This window comes from Anaeromyxobacter sp. SG17, from assembly GCF_022690695.1.
Classification (GTDB): Bacteria; Myxococcota; Myxococcia; order Myxococcales; family Anaeromyxobacteraceae; genus Anaeromyxobacter; species Anaeromyxobacter soli.
The window spans coordinates 18,838-40,453 of record NZ_JALCYX010000041.1 but is presented as its reverse complement, the minus strand read 5'-3'; the positions used below and the strand labels follow the sequence as shown (position 1 = coordinate 40,453).

16 protein-coding genes and 1 pseudogene are annotated in these 21,616 nt (G+C 75.6%); 10 read left to right on the top strand and 7 right to left on the bottom strand.

Annotated features, from left to right (window positions below):
• Together MNY60_RS15185 and MNY60_RS15180 are read left to right on the top strand one after the other, a co-directional pair.
• Positions 1–808, top strand: a pseudogene (locus MNY60_RS15185) (peptidase M48); the annotation flags it as partial.
• Between the two features lie 133 nt (positions 809–941).
• A complete protein-coding gene (locus tag MNY60_RS15180) occupies positions 942–2,078 on the top strand; it encodes a DNA topoisomerase IB (protein ID WP_242361016.1) in 1,137 nt (378 codons plus the stop codon).
• Between the two features lie 31 nt (positions 2,079–2,109).
• Here MNY60_RS15180 and MNY60_RS15175 read toward each other — a convergent pair whose 3' ends face one another.
• Complete coding sequence (locus MNY60_RS15175) at positions 2,110–3,180, bottom strand: 3-deoxy-7-phosphoheptulonate synthase (protein ID WP_242340622.1); 1,071 nt, start codon at positions 3,178–3,180, stop codon at positions 2,110–2,112.
• A 270-nt stretch (positions 3,181–3,450) separates the two neighbouring features.
• Between MNY60_RS15175 and MNY60_RS15170 the strand changes: the two genes are divergently transcribed.
• The 4 genes from MNY60_RS15170 to MNY60_RS15155 all read left to right on the top strand — a co-directional run bounded on the left by MNY60_RS15170 (position 3,451) and on the right by MNY60_RS15155 (position 8,263).
• Positions 3,451–4,095 (top strand): hypothetical protein, encoded by a 645-nt coding sequence (locus MNY60_RS15170; RefSeq protein ID WP_242361014.1) that lies wholly within the window; start codon positions 3,451–3,453, stop codon positions 4,093–4,095.
• A complete protein-coding gene (locus tag MNY60_RS15165) occupies positions 4,076–5,239 on the top strand; it encodes a cytochrome c biogenesis protein ResB (RefSeq protein WP_242361012.1) in 1,164 nt (387 codons plus the stop codon). The genes MNY60_RS15170 and MNY60_RS15165 overlap by 20 nt, the downstream gene beginning before the upstream one ends.
• Before the next feature lies 1 nt (position 5,240).
• Positions 5,241–7,037 (top strand): cytochrome c biogenesis protein, encoded by a 1,797-nt coding sequence (locus MNY60_RS15160; RefSeq protein WP_242361010.1) that lies wholly within the window; start codon positions 5,241–5,243, stop codon positions 7,035–7,037.
• Positions 7,038–7,270: 233 nt separating this feature from the next.
• A complete protein-coding gene (locus tag MNY60_RS15155; protein WP_242356289.1) occupies positions 7,271–8,263 on the top strand; it encodes a BON domain-containing protein in 993 nt (330 codons plus the stop codon).
• 41 nt (positions 8,264–8,304) lie between these two features.
• On the opposite strand, the gene MNY60_RS15150 is transcribed toward MNY60_RS15155, so the two are convergent.
• Both MNY60_RS15150 and MNY60_RS15145 read right to left on the bottom strand, forming a co-directional pair.
• Positions 8,305–9,099: an alpha/beta fold hydrolase gene (locus MNY60_RS15150; RefSeq protein WP_242356291.1), complete on the bottom strand. Its 795-nt coding sequence runs from the start codon at positions 9,097–9,099 to the stop codon at positions 8,305–8,307.
• Positions 9,100–9,108: 9 nt separating this feature from the next.
• Entirely contained in the window at positions 9,109–9,954 is an 846-nt protein-coding gene (locus tag MNY60_RS15145) for a hypothetical protein (RefSeq protein WP_242361008.1), read from the bottom strand.
• A 429-nt stretch (positions 9,955–10,383) separates the two neighbouring features.
• On the opposite strand from MNY60_RS15145, the gene MNY60_RS15140 reads away from it, so the two are divergent.
• Positions 10,384–10,677, top strand: coding sequence for a hypothetical protein (locus MNY60_RS15140; RefSeq protein ID WP_242340629.1), 294 nt, complete (start codon positions 10,384–10,386; stop codon positions 10,675–10,677).
• Between the two features lie 45 nt (positions 10,678–10,722).
• Here MNY60_RS15140 and serC read toward each other — a convergent pair whose 3' ends face one another.
• From serC to MNY60_RS15120, 4 genes are all read right to left on the bottom strand, one after another.
• On the bottom strand, positions 10,723–11,850 hold the full coding sequence (gene serC, locus MNY60_RS15135) for a 3-phosphoserine/phosphohydroxythreonine transaminase (RefSeq protein ID WP_242361006.1): 1,128 nt from the start codon (positions 11,848–11,850) through the stop codon (positions 10,723–10,725).
• 230 nt (positions 11,851–12,080) lie between these two features.
• Positions 12,081–13,454 carry an MFS transporter gene (locus tag MNY60_RS15130; protein ID WP_242361005.1) on the bottom strand — a complete coding sequence of 458 codons (1,374 nt, stop codon included), beginning with the start codon at positions 13,452–13,454 and terminating at the stop codon, positions 12,081–12,083.
• Positions 13,451–13,834: a hypothetical protein gene (locus tag MNY60_RS15125; protein ID WP_242361003.1), complete on the bottom strand. Its 384-nt coding sequence runs from the start codon at positions 13,832–13,834 to the stop codon at positions 13,451–13,453. Before MNY60_RS15125 ends, MNY60_RS15130 begins: the two co-directional genes overlap by 4 nt.
• 77 nt (positions 13,835–13,911) lie before the next feature.
• The gene (locus MNY60_RS15120; RefSeq protein WP_242361001.1) at positions 13,912–16,206 is read right to left on the bottom strand and encodes a CHASE domain-containing protein; all 2,295 of its coding nucleotides are present in this window, start codon (positions 16,204–16,206) and stop codon (positions 13,912–13,914) included.
• 322 nt (positions 16,207–16,528) lie between these two features.
• Here MNY60_RS15120 and MNY60_RS15115 point away from each other — a divergent pair, with 322 nt between their 5' ends.
• The 3 genes from MNY60_RS15115 to MNY60_RS15105 are packed head-to-tail and all read left to right on the top strand — an operon-like array spanning position 16,529 to position 21,611.
• Positions 16,529–16,750, top strand: a complete 222-nt coding sequence (locus MNY60_RS15115) for a hypothetical protein (RefSeq protein WP_242356298.1) — start codon at positions 16,529–16,531, stop codon at positions 16,748–16,750.
• The gene (locus MNY60_RS15110) at positions 16,747–16,950 is read left to right on the top strand and encodes a (2Fe-2S)-binding protein (RefSeq protein ID WP_242360999.1); all 204 of its coding nucleotides are present in this window, start codon (positions 16,747–16,749) and stop codon (positions 16,948–16,950) included. The genes MNY60_RS15115 and MNY60_RS15110 overlap by 4 nt, the downstream gene beginning before the upstream one ends.
• Positions 16,951–16,964: 14 nt before the next feature.
• Complete coding sequence (locus tag MNY60_RS15105) at positions 16,965–21,611, top strand: DEAD/DEAH box helicase (RefSeq protein WP_242360997.1); 4,647 nt, start codon at positions 16,965–16,967, stop codon at positions 21,609–21,611.
• The last annotated feature ends 5 nt before the right edge of the window (positions 21,612–21,616 follow it).

The following is a 21,616-nucleotide window of genomic DNA, read 5'->3' as shown; positions in this document are numbered from 1 at the left end:
GTCGACCCCGGGCGCCGCAGGCAGCGACGTCGCGCGCGCGCAGGCCCTGCTCGCCGCGCTCCCCGCCGCGGCGCTCGCTGCCGCGCGCGGCCCCGGCAGCGCGCCCGCGCTCGTGCGCGCGCTCCTCGCGGATCCGGACGAGACGGTCCGCGCGGTGCAGCTCCCCGCGGTCGCCGACCCGGCGCTGCGCGCCGAGGTGGCCCGGCTCGCGGGTGCGCTGTCGTCGACCGGGCGCGAGGGGAGGATGGCGCTCCTCGACGTCGCCGCGCCCGCGCTCGGGCGGCTCGCCCCCGCCGACGGCGAGGCCCTCGTGCGCGACCTCGCGGCGCTGGCGGCGGCCGACCGCCGGACGACCGTGTTCGAGTGGTCGCTCCAGCGCGTCGTGGCGCACCGGCTCGCGCCCCGCGCGGCGCGCGAGGGCGCGGGGGCGCGTCGCGTCGCGGAGGTCGAGGTCGAGTGCCTCGAGGTGCTCTCCGTGCTCGCCTGGCAGGGCGCTGCCGACGGCGCCGCTGCGCAGGCGGCGCTCGACGCGGCGGTCTCGGCGCTCGGCACCGGCGGCCCGTGGCGCGTCCTCCCGCGCGGCCGCGTGGGCGCCGCGAGGCTCGAGACGGCGCTCGCGTCGCTCGACGCGGCCGCGCCGCGCGTGAAGGAGCGGGTGCTCGCGGCCTGCGAGGCGTGCGTGACCGCGGACGGAAAGGTGCGGCCGGCCGAAGGCGAGGTCCTGCGCGCGATCGCCGCGTCCCTCGGGGTGCCGGCGCCGCCGATTCTCGCGGCGGAGGAGCGGGCGGTGCGCGCGGCGCAGGCGTGAACGTGGGCGCGGCCGCTCGCGGCTCATCGCGACGGCCCCGGCCCCGACCGGGCGAGTCTTCGCGCCCCGCCTCAGCCCCGGCACGGACGCCTCCGCTGGCGCCTCGCCCGCGCAGTGCCTAGGGGTTGATCGGATGAGGGCGATCGAGCGACTCGAGCGCGAGGGGCTCCGGCGCGTCGGCACTCCGCGGTCCGGCTTCCGCTACCTGCAGGCGAACGGGCGGCCCGCCGCGGCCGCGGACGTGGAGCGCATCCGGGCGCTGCGGCTCCCGCCGGCGTGGACCGACGTGCGCGTGAGCCGGGCGGCGGGCGCGAAGCTCCAGGCCGTCGGCCGCGACAAGGCGGGGCGCTGGCAGTACCGCTACCACCCCGACTTCGTCCGCCGGCAGGCGGCCGCGAAGTACCGCCGCCTGCTGCGCTTCGCGGATGCGCTGCCGAGGGTGCGCGCCCGGGTGGAGCGGGACTTTCGCCGGCGCGGCCTCGGGCGCGAGCGCGTGCTCGCCGGGATGACGCGGATCCTCGAGGCGACCTGGATGCGCCCCGGCAGCGAGGCCTACGCGCGCGAGAACGGGAGCTTCGGGCTCGCGACCGTGCGGCCCGGGCACGTGCGCGTGACGGGGGGCCGGGTGGTGTTCGACTACCGCGGCAAGTCGGGGCAGCGCCAGGTGCGCGAGGTCCGCGACCGGCGGATCGCCCACCTCGTCCGCGAGCTCCTCGCCGTGCCGGGCCGCGACGTCTTCAAGTTCGTCGAGGGCGGGCAGATCGTGGACGTCCGCCGCCGCCACCTCAACGCCTACCTCCGCGCAGCGGCCGGCGGGTCCGTCACGGCGAAGGACTTCCGGACCTGGGCCGGGACGCTGCTCTGCGCGAGCGCGCTCGCCGAGGCCGCGCGCGAGCTCGTGCCCGGGCGCACGAGCCGCAAGCGGCTCGTCCAGGCCGCGGTGAAGGCGGTCGCGCAGCGGCTCGGGAACACGCCCGCGGTGGCGCGCGGCTCGTACATCAGCCCCGCGGTGCTCGAAGGCTTCGCGCGGGGGGAGGTCGTCTCCTGCGGGCTCTCGCCCGACGACGTCCTGGGGCTCGCGAGGGGCGGCGGGCTCCACGCGGCCGAGCGCGCGCTCGTCACGTTCCTGCGGCGCGCCGCGACGCGGGGCCCCGCGCAGCGGTCGCGGGGGACGAGGAGCGTCGTGCGGCCGGGCCCGCTGCGCCCGTCCGGCCCCCTGGGCAAGCCGGAGCGGCGGGCGGCGCGAGCGCCGGAGCGCGAGCGCGCCTGACGGGAGCGCGCCTGACGGGAGCGCGGGGGCGTCAGGGCGCGGCGCGCGCGGGCAGGACCTCGCGCAGCACGTCGTCCGCCCAGCGAAGGCTCTCGACGGTGGTGTCCCAGCCGATGCAGGCGTCGGTGACCGAGCAGCCGTAGCGGAGCTGCGAGAGATCCTGCGGGATGGGCTGGTTCCCCGGCTCGAGGAAGCTCTCCAGCATCAGGCCCACGACGGAGCGGTTGCCCTCGCGGATCTGGTGGACCACGTCGCGGAGCACGAGCGGCTGGAGCTCCGGCTTCTTGCGCGAGTTCGCGTGCGAGCAGTCGACGACGACGTTCCTCGGGAGCTTCGCCCGGGCGAGCGCGTCCTCGGCGAGCGCGATCGACACGGTGTCGTAGTTGGGCCGCCCGCCGCCGCCGCGGAGGACGATGTGGCCGTAGCGGTTGCCCCGCGTGCGCACGACCGCGGAGCGCCCCTGGTCGTTGATGCCGAGGAACGAGTGCGGGCTCGCCGCGGAGACGATGCCGTTCACGGCGGGCTCGAGGTCGCCGTCGGTGCCGTTCTTGAAGCCCACCGGCGTGGAGAGGCCGGAGGACATCTCGCGGTGCGTCTGCGACTCGGAGGTGCGCGCGCCGATGGCGGTCCAGGCGACGAGGTCGCCGTAGTACTGCGGCGCGATCGGGTCGAGCGCCTCGGTCCCGGCAGGGAGCCCGAGCTCGTTCACGTCGAGCAGGAAGCGCCGGGCGCGCTCCATGCCCTCGTCCACGCGGAACGAGTCGTCCATGCGCGGATCGTTGATGAAGCCCTTCCAGCCGAGGGAGGTGCGCGGCTTCTCGAAGTAGACGCGCATCACGAGGTAGAGGGTGCCCGAGACCTCGTCCGCGAGCGCGCGCAGCCGCCGCGCATAGTCGAGGCCGGCGACCGGATCGTGGATCGAGCACGGGCCGACGACCACGAAGAGCCGCGGATCGCGGCGGTCGAGGATCGCCTCGAGGGTTCTCCGGCCCGCGATGACGGTCCGGGCGGCGGGCTCGTCGAGCGGGATGTGAGCCTTCACCTCGTCGGGCGAGGGCATCACGTCGAACGCCGCGACGTTCAGGTTCTCGGTCTGCTGCATGGGCGGTCCGCTCCCTCCGGGATCCCGATCCGTATCGCATCCGGCGACGAAAAATGCGAGGGGCGGCGCCAGGATGATCGAGCGCGGCCGCCGGGTTCGGGCGGGCCGGGCGACCCGCGGGCGCCGGGTTGAAGAGACCGGATGCCCGAGCCGTCAGCACCCCGACAAGATTTGATCCGGATCAGTACCGGCGCTAACCTGCCGCCGGAGCCCCACCGGTCTTCGCCCGCGCGAAGTTTGCGTTTTCGTCCCGAGGAAGGTCAGACGCCCTTGATTTCACGCCTGGACTCTCCATCCCGCCCCTCGGGCGCGCGCGCCCTCGCGCTCGCCGCGGCGGTCTCGGTCGTCGCCCTCGCAGGCTGCCGCAGCCAGGAGATCGCCCATTACCGGGTGCCCAAGTCCTCCGGCTCCGCGGCCCCGGCGCCCGCCGCGTCGCCCATGATGCCGGCGAGCGGGCAGGTGCCCGCGCCGCCGTCCCCCGTGGCGGGGAGCAAGCTCGTCTGGACGCTGCCCGCGCGGTGGACCGAGACCACCGGCGGCGGCGGCATGCGCTACGCCACGCTCAAGGCGCCGGTCGGCGGGCGCCTCGACGTCTCCGTGACGGTGCTGCCCGGAGAGGCGGGCGGCGAGCTCGCGAACGTCAACCGCTGGCGCGGGCAGATCGGCCTCCCGGCGCTCGACGGCCCCGCCCTCGCGAAGGCCCGCAGGCCGCTCGAGACGAAGGCGGGCACGGTGTCCCTCTACGACTTCACGAGCGAGGGCACCGCGAAGAGCCGCGTCGTCGCGGGCCTCGCGGTCGTGGACGGGAACAGCTGGTTCATCAAGATGACGGGTGACGCCGGCGCCGTGGACGCCGCCCGGCCCGACTTCCTCCGCATCGTGGAGAGCCTCCGCCGTGACGCTTCGAACGACTAACCCGGTCCTCCGCGCGCTCGTCTCGCTGAAGCTGACGATCGCGTGCCTCGCGGCGCTGATGGTGCTCGTGATGGCCTGCACGCTCGCGCAGGTGAAGCTCGGGACGTGGCCGGCGGTCGAGATCTACATGCGCGCCTGGTTCGTCTGGTGGGACGTCCCGGGCACGGAGCTGCGGATCCCGGTGTTCCCCGGCGGCGCGCTCGTCGGCCTCGTGCTCCTCGTGAACCTGTTCCTCGCGCAGCTCGTCCGGCTCGAGCTCGCCTGGAAGAAGGTCGGCCTGTGGATCTCGCACGCGGGGCTCATCCTGCTCGTGCTCGGCGAGTTCGTGACCGGCGCGTTCCAGGTGGAGTCGCAGCTCGCGGTGGAGGAGGGGCAGACGGTCAACTACGTCGAGAGCCCGCGCGAGCTCGAGCTCGCCGTGATCGACGTGACCGATCCCGCCATGGACGACGTCTACAGCGTCCCGGCGGCGCGCCTCGAGCGCGGCGGCGCGATCCCTGTCCCCGGCACCCCCGTGGCGGTCCAGGTGCGACGCTTCTTCCGCAACGCGGAGCTCGCGCGGCTCGGCCCCGCCGATCCGCCGTCGCCCGTGACCGCGGGCGTCGGCACCGGCGTCGCCGTGCGGGAGCGGCCGCCCGTGTCGCGCGACGACCAGACGAACCAGGCCGCCGCCTTCGTGGAGCCGGTCGCGGGCGGGCGGAGCTACGGCACCTGGCTCGTCTCGAACGGCCTCGGCGCGCCGCAGTCGTTCACGCACGAGGGGCGGACCTACCAGCTCCAGCTGCGCAGCCGTCGCGAGTACCTGCCCTTCGCGATCACCCTCAAGGACTTCCGGCACGACGTCTACCCGGGCACGCAGATCCCGAAGAACTTCTCCTCGCTCGTCACCATCGCGAACCCGTCACGCGGCGAGCAGCGGGACGTCCTCATCTACATGAACCAGCCGCTCCGCTACGAGGGGAAGGCCTTCTACCAGGCGAGCTTCGGCAAGGGCGACACGCTCTCGATCCTGCAGGTGGTCGAGAACCCGGGGTGGCTCATCCCGTACGTCTCCTGCGTCCTCGTCGCCATCGGGCTCATCGTCCACTTCGCCATCACCCTGCGCCGCTCCAGCCGGCGGCGGCAGGCCGCCTCGGAGGCCTGAGATGAACCTGAAGCGCGCCGTGCCCTGGATCGCCTTCGGCCTCGCCCTCGCCGGGGCCGCCTCGTCGCTCCTCCCGTCGGGGAAGCCGCGGGGCTTCGACGTCGAGGCGTTCGGCCAGGTCCCCGTCCTCGAGGGCGGGCGCGTGAAGCCCGTCGACACCATCGCGCGCAACGCGCTGCTCATGATCCGCGGGAAGCAGTCGGCGAGCTCCGAGGGGCGGAGCATCGGGCCCGACGAGTGGCTCCTCGACGTGATGTTCCGCCCGGAGGTCGCCGACCGGCAGGAGCTCTTCGTCATCGACGACCCCGAGGTGCTCGGGCTCCTCGGCATCCAGCAGAGCCGGAACCGCTACTACAGCTTCGCGACGCTCGCCCCGCGCATCGACGAGATCCAGCGCCAGTACGTGGCCGCCGAGCCGATCGACCCCAAGGTCCGCAGCCACTTCCAGTCCGCGATCGTGAACCTCTTCGAGCGGATGTTCCTCTACCACCGCCTCAAGAACACGGTGCAGCTCGAGGGGACGCCGGGGCTCGCCGCGGAGATCGCGGCGCGGGCGGGCCCGGGCGCGCCGCAGCGGCACCAGCTGCTCGTGGAGCTCGCGCACTTCAAGCCGCTCCTGCCCGTGACGCCGACCGGAGACGCGTGGCGCTCGGTGGGCGAGGCGCTCACGGGGACGACGACCGTCGAGCCCGGGCTCGAGCAGTGGGCGCGCCTCGGCCTCGCCTACCAGGCGCAGGACGCGGCGAGCTTCAACCGCTCCGTCGCGGACCTCGCCGCGACCGCCGCGCTGGGCCGCCCGGACGCGGCGGCCCGGTCGGATCACGAGTGGCTCTTCAACGCCGCGCAGCCGTTCTACTCGGGCATGGTGATCTACGTGCTCGCGCTGCTCGCCGTGTTCGTCTCCTGGTTGTGGAGGCCGGTGCTCCTGCAGCGGCTCGCGTTCGGCCTCCTCCTCGCGGGCGCGGTCGTCCACACGCTCGGCCTCGCCTCGCGCGTCCTCATCCAGGGCCGGCCGCCGGTGACGAACCTCTACTCGTCGGCGGTGTTCGTGGGCTGGGCCGCGGTGCTCCTCGGCGTCGTGCTCGAGCGGATGTACCGCCGCGGCTTCGCGACCGCGGTGGCGGCCGCCTCGGGCTTCGCCTCGCTCATCGTGGCGCACCACCTCTCCGTCGACGGCGACACGATGGAGATGATGCGCGCGGTGCTCGACTCGAACTTCTGGCTCGCGACGCACGTCGTCACCATCACCATCGGCTACAGCGGCACGTTCCTCGCGGGCGCGCTCGCCATCGGATGGGTGGTGCGGCGGCACCTCACGCGCCGCGCCGACCCGGCCGCGAGCAAGGCCATCGTCGCGATGACCTACGGCATCATCTGCTTCGCCCTGTTCTTCAGCTTCGTCGGGACGGTGCTGGGCGGCATCTGGGCGGATCAGTCCTGGGGCCGGTTCTGGGGCTGGGATCCCAAGGAGAACGGCGCGCTCCTCATCGTGCTGTGGAACGCCATCATCCTGCACGCCCGGTGGGCGGGGTACGCGCGCGAGCGCGGGATCATGGCCATGGCGATCTTCGGGAACGTCATCACGAGCTTCTCGTGGTTCGGCGTGAACATGCTCGGCGTCGGGCTCCACTCGTACGGGTTCATGGACAAGGCGTTCTGGGCGCTGTCCGCCTTCGTCGGGACGCAGCTCGTGCTCATGCTGTTCGCGCTCGTGCCGGCGCGCTTCTGGAGCGCGCGGCGCGCCGAGGCCGCGGCGCCCGGGAAGGACCGGCCGGAGGGCGCCTCGCAGCCGGTCTAGCCGGCGCGCACGCCGCGCCACGCCCGCTCCACCGCGAGGCCCCGCCGCCGCCCGGCGCGCGGGGCCTCCGCTTCCTTCCCCCTCGACGCGCGCCGGCCGCTCTCGCGCCGCCCGGCCCGCCTGGTCGGGCGGGGCGCGAGCGCGCTCGACCCTCGGCGGGGTGGCTACATTTTTCCTGCGCAGCACGACGGACCTCTGGGGCGCCGCGCAGCCGCGCGGCGAGGGAGAGAGCCATGGGACGCTGGGACGAGGAGAAGGGGCGGTGGGAAGGGCGGGAGCACGGGCACGAGGCGCATGGCCCGCGCGGCCGCGAGGAGCGCGGCGGCTGGCGGAGCGACGACACCTGGCGCGGCGGGGGCTGGCGCGAGGCCGAGGAGCGCGACGACTGGCGCCGCGAGGAGCGCGGCGAGGGGCGCTTCGAGCTGGGGCGCGAGCCCGGCGGGCGCGCGGAGTGGGATCGCCTGCGCGATCGCGAGGCGGGCTTTGGCCGGGGAGCCGGGGGCCGTTACGGCGCGGGCGGCTTCGGGCGCGGCCGTGAGCACGAGGAGCGCGACGAGGGCGGCTGGCACCGCACCACGCAGTTCGAGCCGTCGGGCGAGGGGCCCGGCTCCTGGGGCCCCGGGGGCCGCTACGGCGAGCGCGAGTGGGAGCGCGGACGCGGGCGGGAGTACGGCGGCTTCATGGGCGGGATGGCGGAGCGCTACGGCGAGGAGGAGGGGCGGGGGCGCTGGGAGGCGCGCAGCGACTTCGGCCGCGGCAGCGAGCGCGGCCACGAGTTCCGCGGCCGGAGCGACTGGGGCCGCGGCGGAGAGGAGCCCGGCCCGATGGAGCGGCTCGGCGAGCGCGTGAGGGAGGGCTGGCGCAAGATGACCGGACGCGGCCCGAAGGGCTACAAGCGCTCCGACGAGCGGATCCGCGAGGACGTCTCCGAGCGCATCGCGCGCAGCGATCTCGACGCGAGCGACGTGGAGGTGAAGGTCGAGCACGCGGAGGTGACGCTCACCGGCACCGTCGGGAGCCGCTGGGACAAGCGGATGCTCGAGGACCTCGCGGACGAGGTCTTCGGGGTGGACGAGGTGCACAACAACCTGCGCCTGCGCCGCGAGACGGAGCTGCAGCCGGGCCAGGCGACGGCGGCGCAGACGGGGATGAGCGGGCAGACCCTGCCCGGCCAGGCGCGCCCGCAGCCGGGGCAGGCCCCCTCGCCGGACGCCCGCAGACATTGAGCGACGGGGCTGCGTCCAGCCCCGCCCACGCTGATCGACGTCTAGGGAAGCGCGAGGAACTCCGCCGCGCGGCGCACCGCCTCGGGGCCCGCGGCGGAGCTCGTGTGCGGGCTGTGCCCGGCGTCGACGACCGCGAGGCTTGCGCGCGGGAGGGCGCGCAGCGCCGCCTCGAGCTCGCCGGGCTCGAGGCGCGGGTCGCGCCTGCCGTGCAGGACGAGCGTGCGGGCGGTGATCTCGCCGAGGCGCCCGTCGTAGAGGTCGCCGCCCGCGCGCTCTCCCTCCGCGAGGATGTCCAGCCAGGCGCGGGCGCCGCGCGCGACCACCTCGCGCCAGCGCGCGCCGTGATCGCGCTCGAGCGCGCGCACGACGCCCTCGCCGTACCGCTCCGGCGCCTCGAGGCCGGTCCGGAAGAACTCCAGCGAGCTCGGCTTGGCGCGGAAGAAGTGCAGCGCCTCGAGCACGAGGGCGGTGACGCGCGCCGGGTGGCGGATCGCCGCCCAGGCCGCGACGACGGCGCCGTCCGAGTGGCCCCACAGCGCGGCCCGCTCGATCCCGAGCGCGTCGAGGAGGGCCACAGTCTCGTCGGCCATCGCCTGGTGGAACCGGCGCGGCAGCTCCGCGAGCGGCTCCGAGGCGCCGTAGCCGATCCGGTCGGGGACGATCACGCGGTGGCGCGGCGCGAGCGCCTCCGCCGCCGCGTCGAACGGGTACGCCTCGTGGCCCCAGCCGCCGTGGAGCAGGAGCGCCGCGGGGCCCCGCCCGCGCTCGCGGACGTTCACGCGGAGCGGAGCACGCCCGGGCGCGACGGGGGAGCCCGGGATCGTGACCAGCGGCATGCGCGGGTTCTAATGGACCGGCAGCACGCTCGCCGCGGCGGAGCCGGCGACGACCCCGCTCCCGAGGAAGAGGTTCGAGGAGAGGCTCGTACCGCCCACCTTGTTCACCGAGGTGAGCAGCAGGCCGTAGCCGTACTGCGGCGCGGGGGCGGGGAAGCAGTCGGCCTTGGCGAGCGAGAAGGTCGGCGTGCGCCAGGCGCCGTCGTCGAGGAAGAGCCGCACCACCGCCATCGGGTCCGTGACGTCCGGCGCGTTGGTGCAGGTGGCGGCGGAGGCGTTCACCGCGCCGCTCGGCGACGAGAGCGCGGTGACGGCGTAGAAGGCCACGCTCGTCCCATCCCGCCGCAGCACGTAGGGATCGGGGAGCTGCGAGTACGCGATCGGCGCCTGCACCACGGGCAGGGGTGCGCCGCTCTCGTCCTGCAGCACCGGCCGGGGCGGCGCGGTGACCGTGCCCGAGTACGTCTCGCCGCCGTACTCGACGCGGAAGGTGTAGGCGGTGCCGGGCACGTACGCGAGCGCGCCGCCGGTGAGCGCGTACTGCCCCGCCGCTCCCGCCGGCGCGAGCGTCGCGGTCCCGCCGTCCCAGGTGAGGCGGACCGTCGCGCCGTCGAGGCCCGTCGTGCGCCACGAGGCGGCGTCGGCAGGGTTCGCGCCCTTGTCGACCTCCCCGAAGAACACGGTGGCGGCGACGGTCCCTGCCAGGTTCACGTTCTGGTCCGGCTGGCTCACGCCAGGGGATTCGATGAGCACGCCGGCGAGGACGCGGTCGTTCTGGAGGCGCTCGAAGACATCGCACCCGGCGAGGCCGAGCACGGCCGCCAGGAGGGCAGGGAAGGAGGCGAGGCGTCGCATGGATTTCTCCGTAGCGCGTTCCGCGGCTGCTCGCCAGCGCACGATCGCCTACAGGGCCGCCCCGTGCCTCACCCGTCTCGGTCCGGAGGGCCGGGACGCGACCCTCGCGCCGTGCCTCGTGGCCGCCTTCGCGGGCGGACGCGAGGAGGACTCGGGGCGACGGCCGCGGAGCTCCGCGGCGCAGACTTTGAGCAGCTCGCTCACGAGCTCCGGCGGGCGAACGCTGTCGGTGGAGCTGCTGCTGCGCCGCACGTTCGAGGAGCTCGTCCGCGAGGCGCAGTCGCTCCGGGATCGCTACGCCGGCGAGATCGAGCAGCGCGCCCGCACGATCGACGTGGCGCGCCATTCGCCCCGGCCGCCGTCCCTGCCTGGGGGAGGTGCCCCGCTCGAAGTTGTCACTGCCAGGGCTGGCGTACAGAATGGAACAGGATGTCGCACGCCTCCGTACGCCGCAGGGCCCGCGACGGTCTCGTCGAGATCGTGCCCGAGTCGGGGCTCACGCGCGCCGATCGCTACCTGGCGCTCTTCGGCGTGATCCTGGCGTCGATGGTGCTGTACGTCTCGACGCTCCTGCCCGCCTGGGCATTCGCGGTGCTGTTCGGCTACTGCGTCGCCGCGGCGCTGGCGGTCCTGCTTCAGCAGGTGGGCCTGCTGCAGCCTCCGAAGGCGCCCGTGCACGTCCTCTCCCGGTGGAGGGGACCCGGCCCGGGGCGGATCGCCTGAGCGAGGCCGCCGTACCCGCGCGCGGGCGGCGGCCCGTGAGCCGCCTCAGCCGCGCTTCGCGAACGCGCCCATGAAGTCCACGAGCGCGTCGACCCACTCCGGCTCGACGGCGTTGTAGGTCGAGACGCGGATGCCGCCCACGGAGCGGTGCCCCTTGAGCCCCACCATCCCGAGCTTCTTCGCCTCGGCGACGAACCGCTCCTCGTCCTGCTCGCTCGGGAGCCGGAACACGACGTTCATCACCGAGCGGCTCTCCTTCTCGACCGGGCAGCGGTAGAAGCCGGGGTTCGCGTCGATGGCGCCGTAGAGGCGGGCCGCCTTCTTGCGGTTCCGCGCCTCCATGGCCGACAGCCCGCCCAGCCCCTTCAGCCACGCGAGCACGTTCCGGATCATGTAGATGCCGAACGTCGGCGGCGTGTTGTAGAGCGACTTGTTCTCGGCCGGCGTGCGGAGCTGGAAGATCTTGGGGATGTCCTTGCGGCCGCGCTCGACGAGCTCCTTCGAGACGATCACCACGACGACGCCGGACGGGCCGATGTTCTTCTGCGCCCCCGCGTAGACGAGCCCGAAGCGCGAGACGTCGAAGGGACGCCAGAGGAAGTCGCTCGACATGTCGGCCACGAGCGGCGCGCCGCCCGGGGACGGGAACGGGCGCGACGGGTCGACGGCGTACTCGACGCCGTGGATCGTCTCGTTCGAGGTCACGTGCACGTACGCGGCGGCGGGGTCCGCCTTCACCTCGTCGCGCCGGGGCACGCGGACGTAGGACTTTTCCTTCCCCTCGCCGGTGCCGGTGGTGCAGGCGACGCGCACCGCGCCGCCGAGCATGGCGGTCGCGACCTTCGCCTCGGAGAGCGCCTTCTCGCCCCACGCGCCGGTCACGACGTAGTCCGCGGTCTGGCCCTTCTGCACGAGGTTCATCGGGAGCTGCGCGAAGAGCTGCGAGGCGCCGCCCTGCACGAAGAGGATCTCGTGCGTCGCGGGCACGGCGAGCAGCTCGCGCAGGAGCGCGAGGGCCTCGTCGTGGACGGCCTCGTACTCCTTGCCGCGGTGGCTGTGCTCCATCACCGACATGCCGCTGTTCGCGAAGTCGAGGAGCTCGTCCCGGGCGCGCTCGAGCGCGGGCAGCGGGAGTGCGGCGGGACCGGCGTTGAAGTTCTTCTTTCGGCTCATGGGCTCCTCGCGGTCGGGGCGGTCGGTGGAAGCGGGAGGGGGATTCTCCGCGAAAAGGGCCGCGCCGGGAACCTCCGCGTGAGGTTCTCCGGGCGCGTGGCCCGGGCGGGACGGGGCGGCGGCGCGCGGCCGTCCGGGCGAGCGGCCGCGTCGCGGGCGCGGGCGGCGCGAACCCGACGAGATGCCTCGGCAAATGGGCGCGAGCGCGGGTGGCCCGGCCTGCGCGGGCCTCAGACGAGCCGCTCGGGAGGCGACGCGACCGCGGTGCCCGCCAGCGCCTCCGCGGCGCGCGCCTCGCGCCGTCCGCGCTCGACGTCCACGCCGAGGAGCAGCGCCGCGCCCGCGAGGAAGAAGCCGATGACGGACAGCACCGCGGCGCGGCTCGACCCGGTCAGCGCGATGGCGAGGGCGAACACCGCGGGGCCGAAGATCCCGGCGAACTTCTCGGAGACCGCGAAGAACCCGAAGAACTCGCCCGAGAGGTGGCGCGGCACGAGGCTCGCGAAGAGCGAGCGCGAGAGCGCCTGCGTCCCGCCCTGGACGAGCCCGACGAGCACGGCGAGCGCGAAGAAGTGCGCCGCGGTGCGCGTGAAGTACCCGAGCACCGCGATGCCCGTGTACACGGCGAGCCCGGCGAGGATCGCGGGCTTGGCACCGACGCGGCCGGCGAGCGCGGCGAACAGGTACGCGCACGGGACGCCGACGAGCTGCACGAGGAGGATCGAGCCGATGAGGGCCCCGCGGGAGAGGCCGAGCTCGCTGCCGTAGATCGCCGCCATGCGGATGATCGTGCCGATCCCGTCGTTGTAGACGAGGAACGCCGCGAGGAGCAGCGCGGCCTGGGGGTGGCGGCGGAGCTGCCGGACCGTGCGGGCGAGGCGCGCGATCGTCCCCTCCCGCGCGGCGCCCTCCGGCGCGCGCACGGCGGGCTCGCGGACGCGGCGCAGGAGCGGGATCGTGAAGGCGATCCACCAGATCGCGACCGACACGAACGCGAGCCGGGTGGGGAGGGTCGCCTGGGCGGGGGTCCCGCCGGAAGAAAGGCCGAGGAGCCCCGGGCGCGCGATCCAGGCGAGCTGCGCCGCGAGGAGGAGGCCGCCGCCGAGGTAGCCGGCGGCGTAGCCGGCGGAGGAGACGCGGTGGAGCTCGTCCTCGCGCGCCACGTGCGGGAGGAGCGCGTCGTAGAACACGAAGCTCCCGTTGAGGCCGACGTTCAGGAGGACGAGGAGCGCCGAGGCGAGGAGCCAGTCTCCCGGCCCGACCGCGAACAGCGCCGCGGTGGCCGCCGCCCCGGTGAGCGCGAACAGGGCGAGCAGCCGCTTCTTCACCGGCGCCACGTCGGCGAGGGTGCCGAGGATTGGCGCGAGCACGGCCACGACCGCGAGGCCCGCGGTGGTGGCGAGCGCGAAGCGCTGGGTGGCGACCGTGGGCGGGAGCTCCGCGCCCGCGACGCGCGCGTAGTAGATGGGCAGGATCGCCGTGAGCACGGAGGTCACCGCGGCGGAGTTCGCGACGTCGTAGAGGACCCACGCGCGGAGCTCGGGGCGGTCGAGGCCGAGCCGGGCGAGGAGCCCGGGCGCCCCCTCTCGGGCAGGGCCGCTCACGGGCGGGCCTGGCCCTCGCGCTCGAGCGCCGCGACGTCGGCGTCGATCCGCGCCGCCTCGCGACAGTCGCGCGAGTGCCCGGCGTCCTTCAGGAACGCCTCCAGCTGCTCGGAGAGCAGGAAGGTCCGCTCGCCGCGGCCGACCGCGAGGCAGCTCTGTTCGAAGTGCGAGCGGTCCAGCTCCTGCACGAAGCGGCCGACGACGCCGCCCGCGGGCTTCTCCTCCCGCCGGTCCGCGCCCGAGCCGCCCTCGACGTACTCCGAGTAGAGCCGGTCGAGCGACTCGCGCAGGTCGCGGCGCCGATCGACGAGCCTCTCCTCCGGGGAGCGGCAGGCCGTGGCGAGGAGCGCGGCGAGGAGAGCGAGGGCGAGGCGGCGCATCGGGGGTCCTCCGGGACGGCGCATCATGCCACGGCCGCCGCCGGCCCGCGGTCCCGCCTGCGTCTCGCGCCTGCCGCTCAGGCGGTGGGCGCCGCCGGGCTCAGCCCGGTGGCCGGCGAGCGCGCCGGGGTCTGCGCGCGGCGCGAGAGCTCGACCGTGAAGGTGGCGCCGCTCCCGGGGGCGCTCTCCACCCGCACGGTCCCCCCGAGCGACTCCACGATCTCGCGCACGATCCAGAGGCCGAGCCCGAAGCCGCCGTAGCTCCGCTTCGACACCGCGCGCTCGAAGCGCTCGAAGATCCGCGCCTGGTCCTCGGGCGGGATCCCGATGCCGCGATCGCGCACCGTCAGCACGGCGCGCTCGCCGACCCCCTCCACGCGCACCTCCACCGGCTGGTTCGGGCCGTACTTGATGGCGTTCGACACGAGGTTCGTCAGCACCTGGTCGAGCCGCAGCCGGTCCCACGAGCCGGGCACCGGCTCGGGCGCGACGAGCTCGAGCGTGCAGCCCGCGCGGCGGGCCTCGTCCTCGAAGCGCGCGACGACCTCGCGCGCGAGCTCCGCGAGGTCGAACGGCTCGAGCTCGAGCTCGAGCCTCCCGGCGGTGATGCGCGACAGGTCGAGGAGGCTCGCGACCAGCCGCGCGAGCCGGTCGACGTTGCGGCGGATCACCTCGGCCTTCCGCGCGACGTCGTCGAGCTGGAGCCGGTTCGCCTTGGCGCGCAGGCTCTCCGACTGGAGCGCGAGCGAGGTGAGCGGCGTGCGCAGCTCGTGCGAGGCGATCGAGAGGAACTCGTCGCGCTCGCGGACTGCGGCCCGCGCCGCCGCGTAGAGGCGGGAGGTGTCCACCGCGGCCGCGACCAGCCGGGCGAGGTCGGTCGCGAGCCGGACGTCCCCGCGGGTGAAGCGGCGCCGCGCGCCGGCGAGCAAGGTGAGGGTGCCGAGCCGCTCGCCGCGCGACGCGAGCGCGACGGTGAGCGAGGATCCCACGCCCGCCTCGCGCAGGGCGCCGGCGAGCGCGGGCGCCCGGGCGGCGAGGGCGATCCGGCCGGGATCGAAGCCGCTCCGGGCGCGGGGATGGCCTCCCTGGAGCGCGGCGGCGGGGCCGATCTCGACGTCCCGCTCGAAGCCGGACCCCTCGACCGCGGCGCGCACGCGCGAGGCGACCTCGGGCGTCGCGTGCCCCACGGTCCAGCGCGGGTCGCCCCGCTCGAGATAGACGATGCACAGCTCCGCGACGCGCTGGGCGGCGAGGGTCGCCACGCGGGGGAGGGTGGCGGCGTAGTCGAGCGAGGAGGAGAGCACCTTGCTCGCCTCCGCGAGGAAGACCGCCCGGCGCGCCGAGGCCTCTGCCCGTGTCCGCGCGCGCACCTCCTCGCGCGTCGCCCAGAACAGCAGCAGCGTGAGCGCGAGGCCTCCGAGGGCCACGCCGAGGGGCAACAGCCGCTCCGTCGCGCTCTCGAAGGATCGGCCGGCCGCGAAGCGCAGCGTCCAGGGGCGGCCCGCGACGTCGATGCGACGGACGAGGGCGAGGCGGATCTCGTCGTCCCGCGCACCCGCTTCGAAGAGGAGCGCCTCCGCCCGGAGCTCGGTGCCGTCGTAGGCGGACAGCCCGAACTTCTGCATCGCGGTCGCGTCCAGGGCGGCGCGCAGGAGGTCCCCGGCGCGGAACGGCGCGTAGACCCACCCTCGCAGGCGGTCCCGGCGCTCCTCGACCGTCGCGGGCGCGCCGGCGTAGACGGGCACGTACACGAGGAACCCCGCCTGCCGCTCGCGTCCCGTCTCCTGCACGAGCTCGACGCGCCCGGTCGCCGCCGGATCGTCGGTGTCGCGGGCGCGCTCCATCGCGGCGCGCCGCACGGGCTCGGAGAACATGTCGAAGCCGATGGCGCGCTGGTTCCTCCAGTCGAGCGGCTCGAGGAGGACGATGCTCGAGTAGAGCGCGCGCGCGCCCGGCGGCCAGACGCGGTAGCCGGGGCGCCCGGCGGCGCGCTGCTCCGCCTCGTGGTTCGCGAGCTCGTCGGGACGGATGAGCTTGCTCCAGCCGATGCCCTGGATGCCCGGGTAGCGATCGCGGAGGTCGAGGGTCGCGACGAAGTCATGGAAGGCGAGCGCGGAGGGCTCGGCGCCGACGCCGCGGAGGAAGCCGCTCGTCGCGCGCAGCATCGCCTCGTAGGCGGCCATCCGCTCGTTCAGCGCGGCGCTCGCCCGGTCCACCTCGTCCACGAAGCGCTCCCTCGACTGCATCCGGAGCGTCGATCGCGCGAGCGCCCAGGCGGCGAGCGTGGCCGCGAGCCCCAGTACGAGCACGACGGCGGGCGTCCGGTGATGGCGGAGCGCAGCCCGCGCGGGTGAGAGGAGGCGCCTCGGCATGAGGAAACCGCCGTTCGGGCGGTTGCGATCAGGGTAAGGACGGCCCGCGTCCGCGCGCATCCCAGCAGGGGCGGCGGCGGGCAGCGGGCCTGGGCATCGAGGTCCCGAGCGTCGAGCGCGCTGAGGCGCTGTCGCGCCGCTCCCCCCTCAGTGGCAGTGCGGCCCCGAAAGGGGAGCCCCCGTGTTTTGCCCAGGATTCGTGAACTTCGCATTCGGGGGGAGCCTTGATCCGGATCACGTTGCGGCGGAAATCGACGTGATACTGAGATTGAGTCTCACGGGTCGTCGCATCGTGCCTCGGCCCAAGCCTCCCGAGCGTGGCGTGAACCCAGGTCCCGAAGCTCCCTCGCCCTCCGTTCCTCCCTTCGCCGGTCGCGATCGGCTGGTCTGCACCCGCTGCGGCGGCGTCACGCCGCTCGACGCGGCGGGCCTGCTCGACGGCGTGCAGGCTCGCGCCGCCGCGCGCGGCGTGGTCGTGGAGGCTCATTCGCTCACCGTGTACGGGCGCTGCTGGCTCTGCCGGGCGTCGCGGGTGCGGGCGTGAAGATCTGCGTGTGCCGGGACGTGTCGGACGGGGACCTGCGAGCGGCGGCGCGCTGCGGCCGGACGGTCGAGGAGGTCGTCGCGGCGACGGGCGCCGGCTCCGACTGCGGCGCGTGCGAGGAGGCCCTCTCGCGCCTCGCCGAGGCGGCGCGCGCGGAGGGCGTCGTCCTGCAGCGGCCCGCGCAGCGGCGCGCCGCGTGAGTTAAACCTGGCGGATGGACGCGAAGGCCCGCGCGGCCGCGCTCGAGCTCTTCCAGCCCGCCGTCCGCGAGTGGTTCTCGCGGGCGTTCGAGGCGCCCACGCCGGCGCAGGCGCTCGCCTGGCCGGCCATCCGGCGCGGCGAGAGCACCCTGCTCCTCGCGCCCACCGGGAGCGGCAAGACCCTCGCGGCGTTCCTCTCCTGCCTGGACCGCCTGATGTTCGCGCCGGAGCCGCCCAGGAAGGAGCGGCTCCGGGTGCTCTACGTCTCCCCGCTGAAGGCGCTCGCCGTGGACGTCGAGCGGAACCTGCGCGCGCCGCTCGCGGGCATCGCCCAGGTCGCCGCGGGGCGGGGCGACGCGTACCGCCTCCCGGCGGTGGCGGTGCGGAGCGGCGACACGCCCGCGGCGGAGCGCGCCCGGTTCGCGCGCGTCCCCGCCGACGTCCTCATCACCACGCCCGAGTCGCTCTACCTCGTGCTCACCTCGAACGCGCGAGAGGTGCTGCGCTCGGTCGAGACGGTCATCGTGGACGAGATCCACGCGCTCGTCCCGACCAAGCGCGGCGCGCACCTCGCGCTGTCGCTCGAGCGGCTCGAGACGCTCGCGGGGCGGCCCCTCCAGCGCATCGGCCTCTCCGCGACGCAGCGGCCGCTCGAGGAGGTCGCGCGCTTCCTCGGGGGCGCCGAGCCCGTCCCGGCCCCGCCGCCCGCGCGGCCCCGCGGGCGCCGCGGCGCGGGGGAGGGCGCCGCCTCCCCGGCGAGCCCGGGCGCCTCGGCGATGGCCGAGTTCCGCGCCGGGGGCGCGCTCCGTCACAGGCCGGTCACCCTCGTGGACGCCGGCGCGCGCAAGGCGCTCGAGCTCCGCGTCGAGGTCCCGGTCGAGGACATGTCGCGCATCGGCGAGGCGCTCGAGCTCGCGAGCGGCGACGCGAGCCAGGCGCCGGTGCGGGCCTCGATCTGGACCGCCATCCACCCGCGCCTGCTCGAGCTCGTGCGCGCCCACCGGACGACCCTCGTCTTCGTGAACAGCCGGCGCATCGCGGAGCGGCTCGCGGCGGCGCTGAACGAGCTCGCGGGCGAGCTGCTCGTGCAGGCCCACCACGGCTCGATCGCGCGCCCGCAGCGGGTGGCCATCGAGGACGCGCTCAAGGCGGGCCGCCTCCGGGGGCTCGTCGCGACGAGCTCGCTCGAGCTCGGCATCGACATGGGCGCCGTCGACCTCGTCGTGCAGATCGAGGCGCCGCCCTCGGTCGCGAGCGGGATGCAGCGCATCGGCCGCGCCGGCCACCGCATCGACGAGCCGAGCCGCGGCGTCGTCTTCCCGAAGTACCGGGCCGACCTGCTCGCCTGCGCCGGCCTCACCGAGGCGATGCACGCGGGCGAGGTGGAGGCGACCCGCTACCCGCGGAACCCCCTCGACGTCCTCGCCCAGCAGATCGTCGCGATGGTGTCGCTCGACGACTGGGAGGTCGACGCGCTCTACGACGCCGTCCGCCGGGCCGCCCCGTTCGCCGAGCTGTCGCGCTCGGTCTACGAGGGCGTGCTGGACATGCTCTCCGGCCGCTACCCCTCGGAGGAGTTCGCGGAGCTGCGCCCGCGCGTCACCTGGGATCGCGTGCGCGGCAAGCTGCGGGCGCGCGAGGGGGCGCGCCGCGTCGCGGTCGTGAACGGCGGGACCATCCCGGACCGCGGCCTCTACGGCGTCTACCTGGCGGGCGGGAAGCAGGGCCACACCCGCGTCGGCGAGCTGGACGAGGAGATGGTGTTCGAGTCGCGCGTCGGGGAGACGTTCCTCCTCGGCGCCTCGACCTGGCGCATCGAGGAGATCACCCACGACCGCGTGCTCGTCTCGCCCGCGCCGGGCGAGCAGGGGAAGATGCCCTTCTGGCACGGCGACTCGGCGGGGCGGCCGCTCGAGCTCGGCCGCCGCATCGGCCGGCTCGTGCGCGCCCTGCGCGAGACGCCCCGCGAGGCCGCGCGCGCGCGGCTCGTGCGCGCCCACGATCTCGACGCGCGCGCCGCCGACAACCTCCTCCGCTTCCTCGACGACCAGGCCCAGGCGACAGGGGCCGTCCCGGACGACCGCACCCTCCTCGTCGAGCGCTGCCGCGACGAGCTGGGCGACTGGCGCGTGTGCGTGCTCGCGCCGCTCGGCAGCCCGGTCCTCGCGCCGTGGGCGATGGCGGCGACGGTCCGCGCGCGCGAGCGCCTCGGCGCGGACGTCGAGACGCTCTGGACGAACGACGGCTTCGCGGTGCGGCTGCCGGGGTCCGACGAGCCGCCCGACGTGTCGTTCCTGCTGCCGGATCCGGAGGAGGTGGAGGACCTCGTCGTCGGCCAGCTCGGCGCGACCGCGCTCTTCGCGGCCAAGTTCCGCGAGGCCGCTGGCCGCGCCCTGCTCCTGCCGAAGCGCCGCCCCGGCCAGCGCGCCCCGCTCTGGCAGCAGCGCAAGCGCGCCGCGGACCTCCTCGCCGTCGCGTCCCGCTACGGGGCCTTCCCGCTGCTGCTCGAGGCGTACCGCGAGTGCCTGCGCGACGTGTTCGACCTGCCCGCGCTCGAGGGGGTCCTGCGCGACGTCCGCGCGCGGCGCGTCCGCGTCGTCACCGCCGACACGCGCGTCCCGTCGCCGTTCGCGGCCTCGCTGCTCTTCGGGTTCGTGGCGAGCTTCATCTACGACGGCGACGCGCCGCTCGCCGAGCGCCGCGCCCAGGCGCTCACCATCGACCAGGCCCAGCTCCGCGAGCTGCTCGGCGAGGCCGAGCTGCGCGAGCTCCTCGACGCGGACGCGCTCGTCGCCCTGGAGGCGCAGCTCCAGCACCTCGCCCCGGCCGCGCGCGCGCGGAGCGTGGACGGCGTGGCGGATCTCCTGCTCCGCCTCGGCGACCTCTCCCGTGAGGAGATCGCCCGGCGGTCGGCGACCCCCGAGGTGGCCGCCGGCGCCGAGCGGCTGGTGGCGGAGCGGCGGGCGATCCCGCTCCGGATCGCAGGGGAGGAGCGGCTCGTGGCCGTGGAGGACGCCGCGCGCTACCGCGACGCCCTCGGCGTGCCGCTCCCGCCCGGCGTGCCCGAGGCGCTGCTCGGGCCGGTGGCCGACGCGCTCGAGGGCCTCGCCGCGCGCCACGCGCGCCGCCACGCGCCGTTCACGACCGGCGAGCTCGCCGCGCGCTTCGGGATCCCGCGCCCCGCGGCGGAGGGCGCGCTCCGGCGGCTCCTCGAGCGCGGCCGGCTCCTCGAGGGGGCGTTCCGCCCGCACGGCGCGGAGCGCGAGTGGTGCGACCCGGAGGTCCTGCGCGGCCTCCGCCGCCGCTCGCTCGCGCGGCTGCGCGAGGAGATCGAGCCGGTCGAGCCGCGGGCGTTCGCGCGCATGCTGCTCGGCTGGCACGGCATCCCGCGCAAGGGCCGCGGCCTCGACGCCGTGCTCGACGCGGTCGAGAGGCTCCAGGGCGCGCCGCTCCCCGCCTCGCTCCTCGAGACGGAGATCCTGCCGGCGCGGGTGGACGGGTACCTGCGCGGAGACGTCGACGCGCTCGCCGCGGCGGGGGAGGTGCTCTGGGTGGGGCTCGAGCCCATCGGCGAGCACGACGGACGCATCGCGCTCTACCTCGCGGACGCGTTCCCCCGGCTCCTGCCCACGACCCGCCCGGCGGCGGAGGCGCCCCAGGGCGAGCGCGGCGCGCGGATCCTCGAGCACCTGGCCCGGCGCGGCGCCTCGTTCTTCGCCGAGCTGCACGCCGCCGCGGGCGGCGGGTACGAGCAGCAGACGGTGGACGCGCTCTGGGATCTCGTCTGGCGCGGGCTCGTCACGAACGACACGTTCCAGGTGCTCCGCGCCTACGCCGAGCCGGCCGCCGCCCGCCGCGAGCGCGGCCGGGTCGTCGCGCGCGCTCCGGCCGCGTTCCGGTCGCGCCGGGCCGCACCGCCCGCCGCCGGAGGGCGCTGGACGCTCGTCGCCGCGCGCCGGGAGCTCGCGGGCGGGATCCCGACCGCGACCGAGTGGAGCGCGGCGACGGCGCAGCAGCTCCTCGTCCGCTACGGCCTCGTCACCCGCGGCGCCGCCGCGGCGGAGTCCTTGCCCGGCGGGTTCAGCGCGGTCTACGACGTGCTCCGCCACCTCGAGGAGAGCGGCCGGATCCGGCGCGGCTACTTCGTCGGCGGCGTGGGCGCGATGCAGTTCGCCCAGCCGGGCGTGCTCGACCTGCTGCGCTCCCTGCGCGAGCCCGCGGAGACGCCGGAGGTCGTGACGCTCGCCGCGACGGACCCCGCGAACCCGTACGGCGCGCTGCTCGACTGGCCCGCGGTGCAGGGCGCCCCGGAGGGGAAGCGGCCCGCGCGCGCGGTCGGCGCGTACGTGGTGCTCGTGGACGGCGAGCTCGCGGCCTACGTGGCGCGCGGCGCCCGTCAGCTCTTCGCGTGGCTCCCGGAGTTCGAGCCGGAGCGCTCGCACGCCGGCGCCGCCATCGCGGCGGCGCTCACCGAGCTCGTCCGCGCCCTGCACGGCAAGGCGGAGGCGGCGCTCGTCGTGGAGATCGACGGCGGTCCCGCAGCGGCGCACCCGCTCGCGGGGTATCTCCAGGCGGCCGGGTTCGTGCCCACCGCGGCGGGGCTCCAGCTCACGCGGCGGGCGGCCGCGGCGGCGCTCTCGGCGGGGAGCGAGCTGCCGTAGCGGAG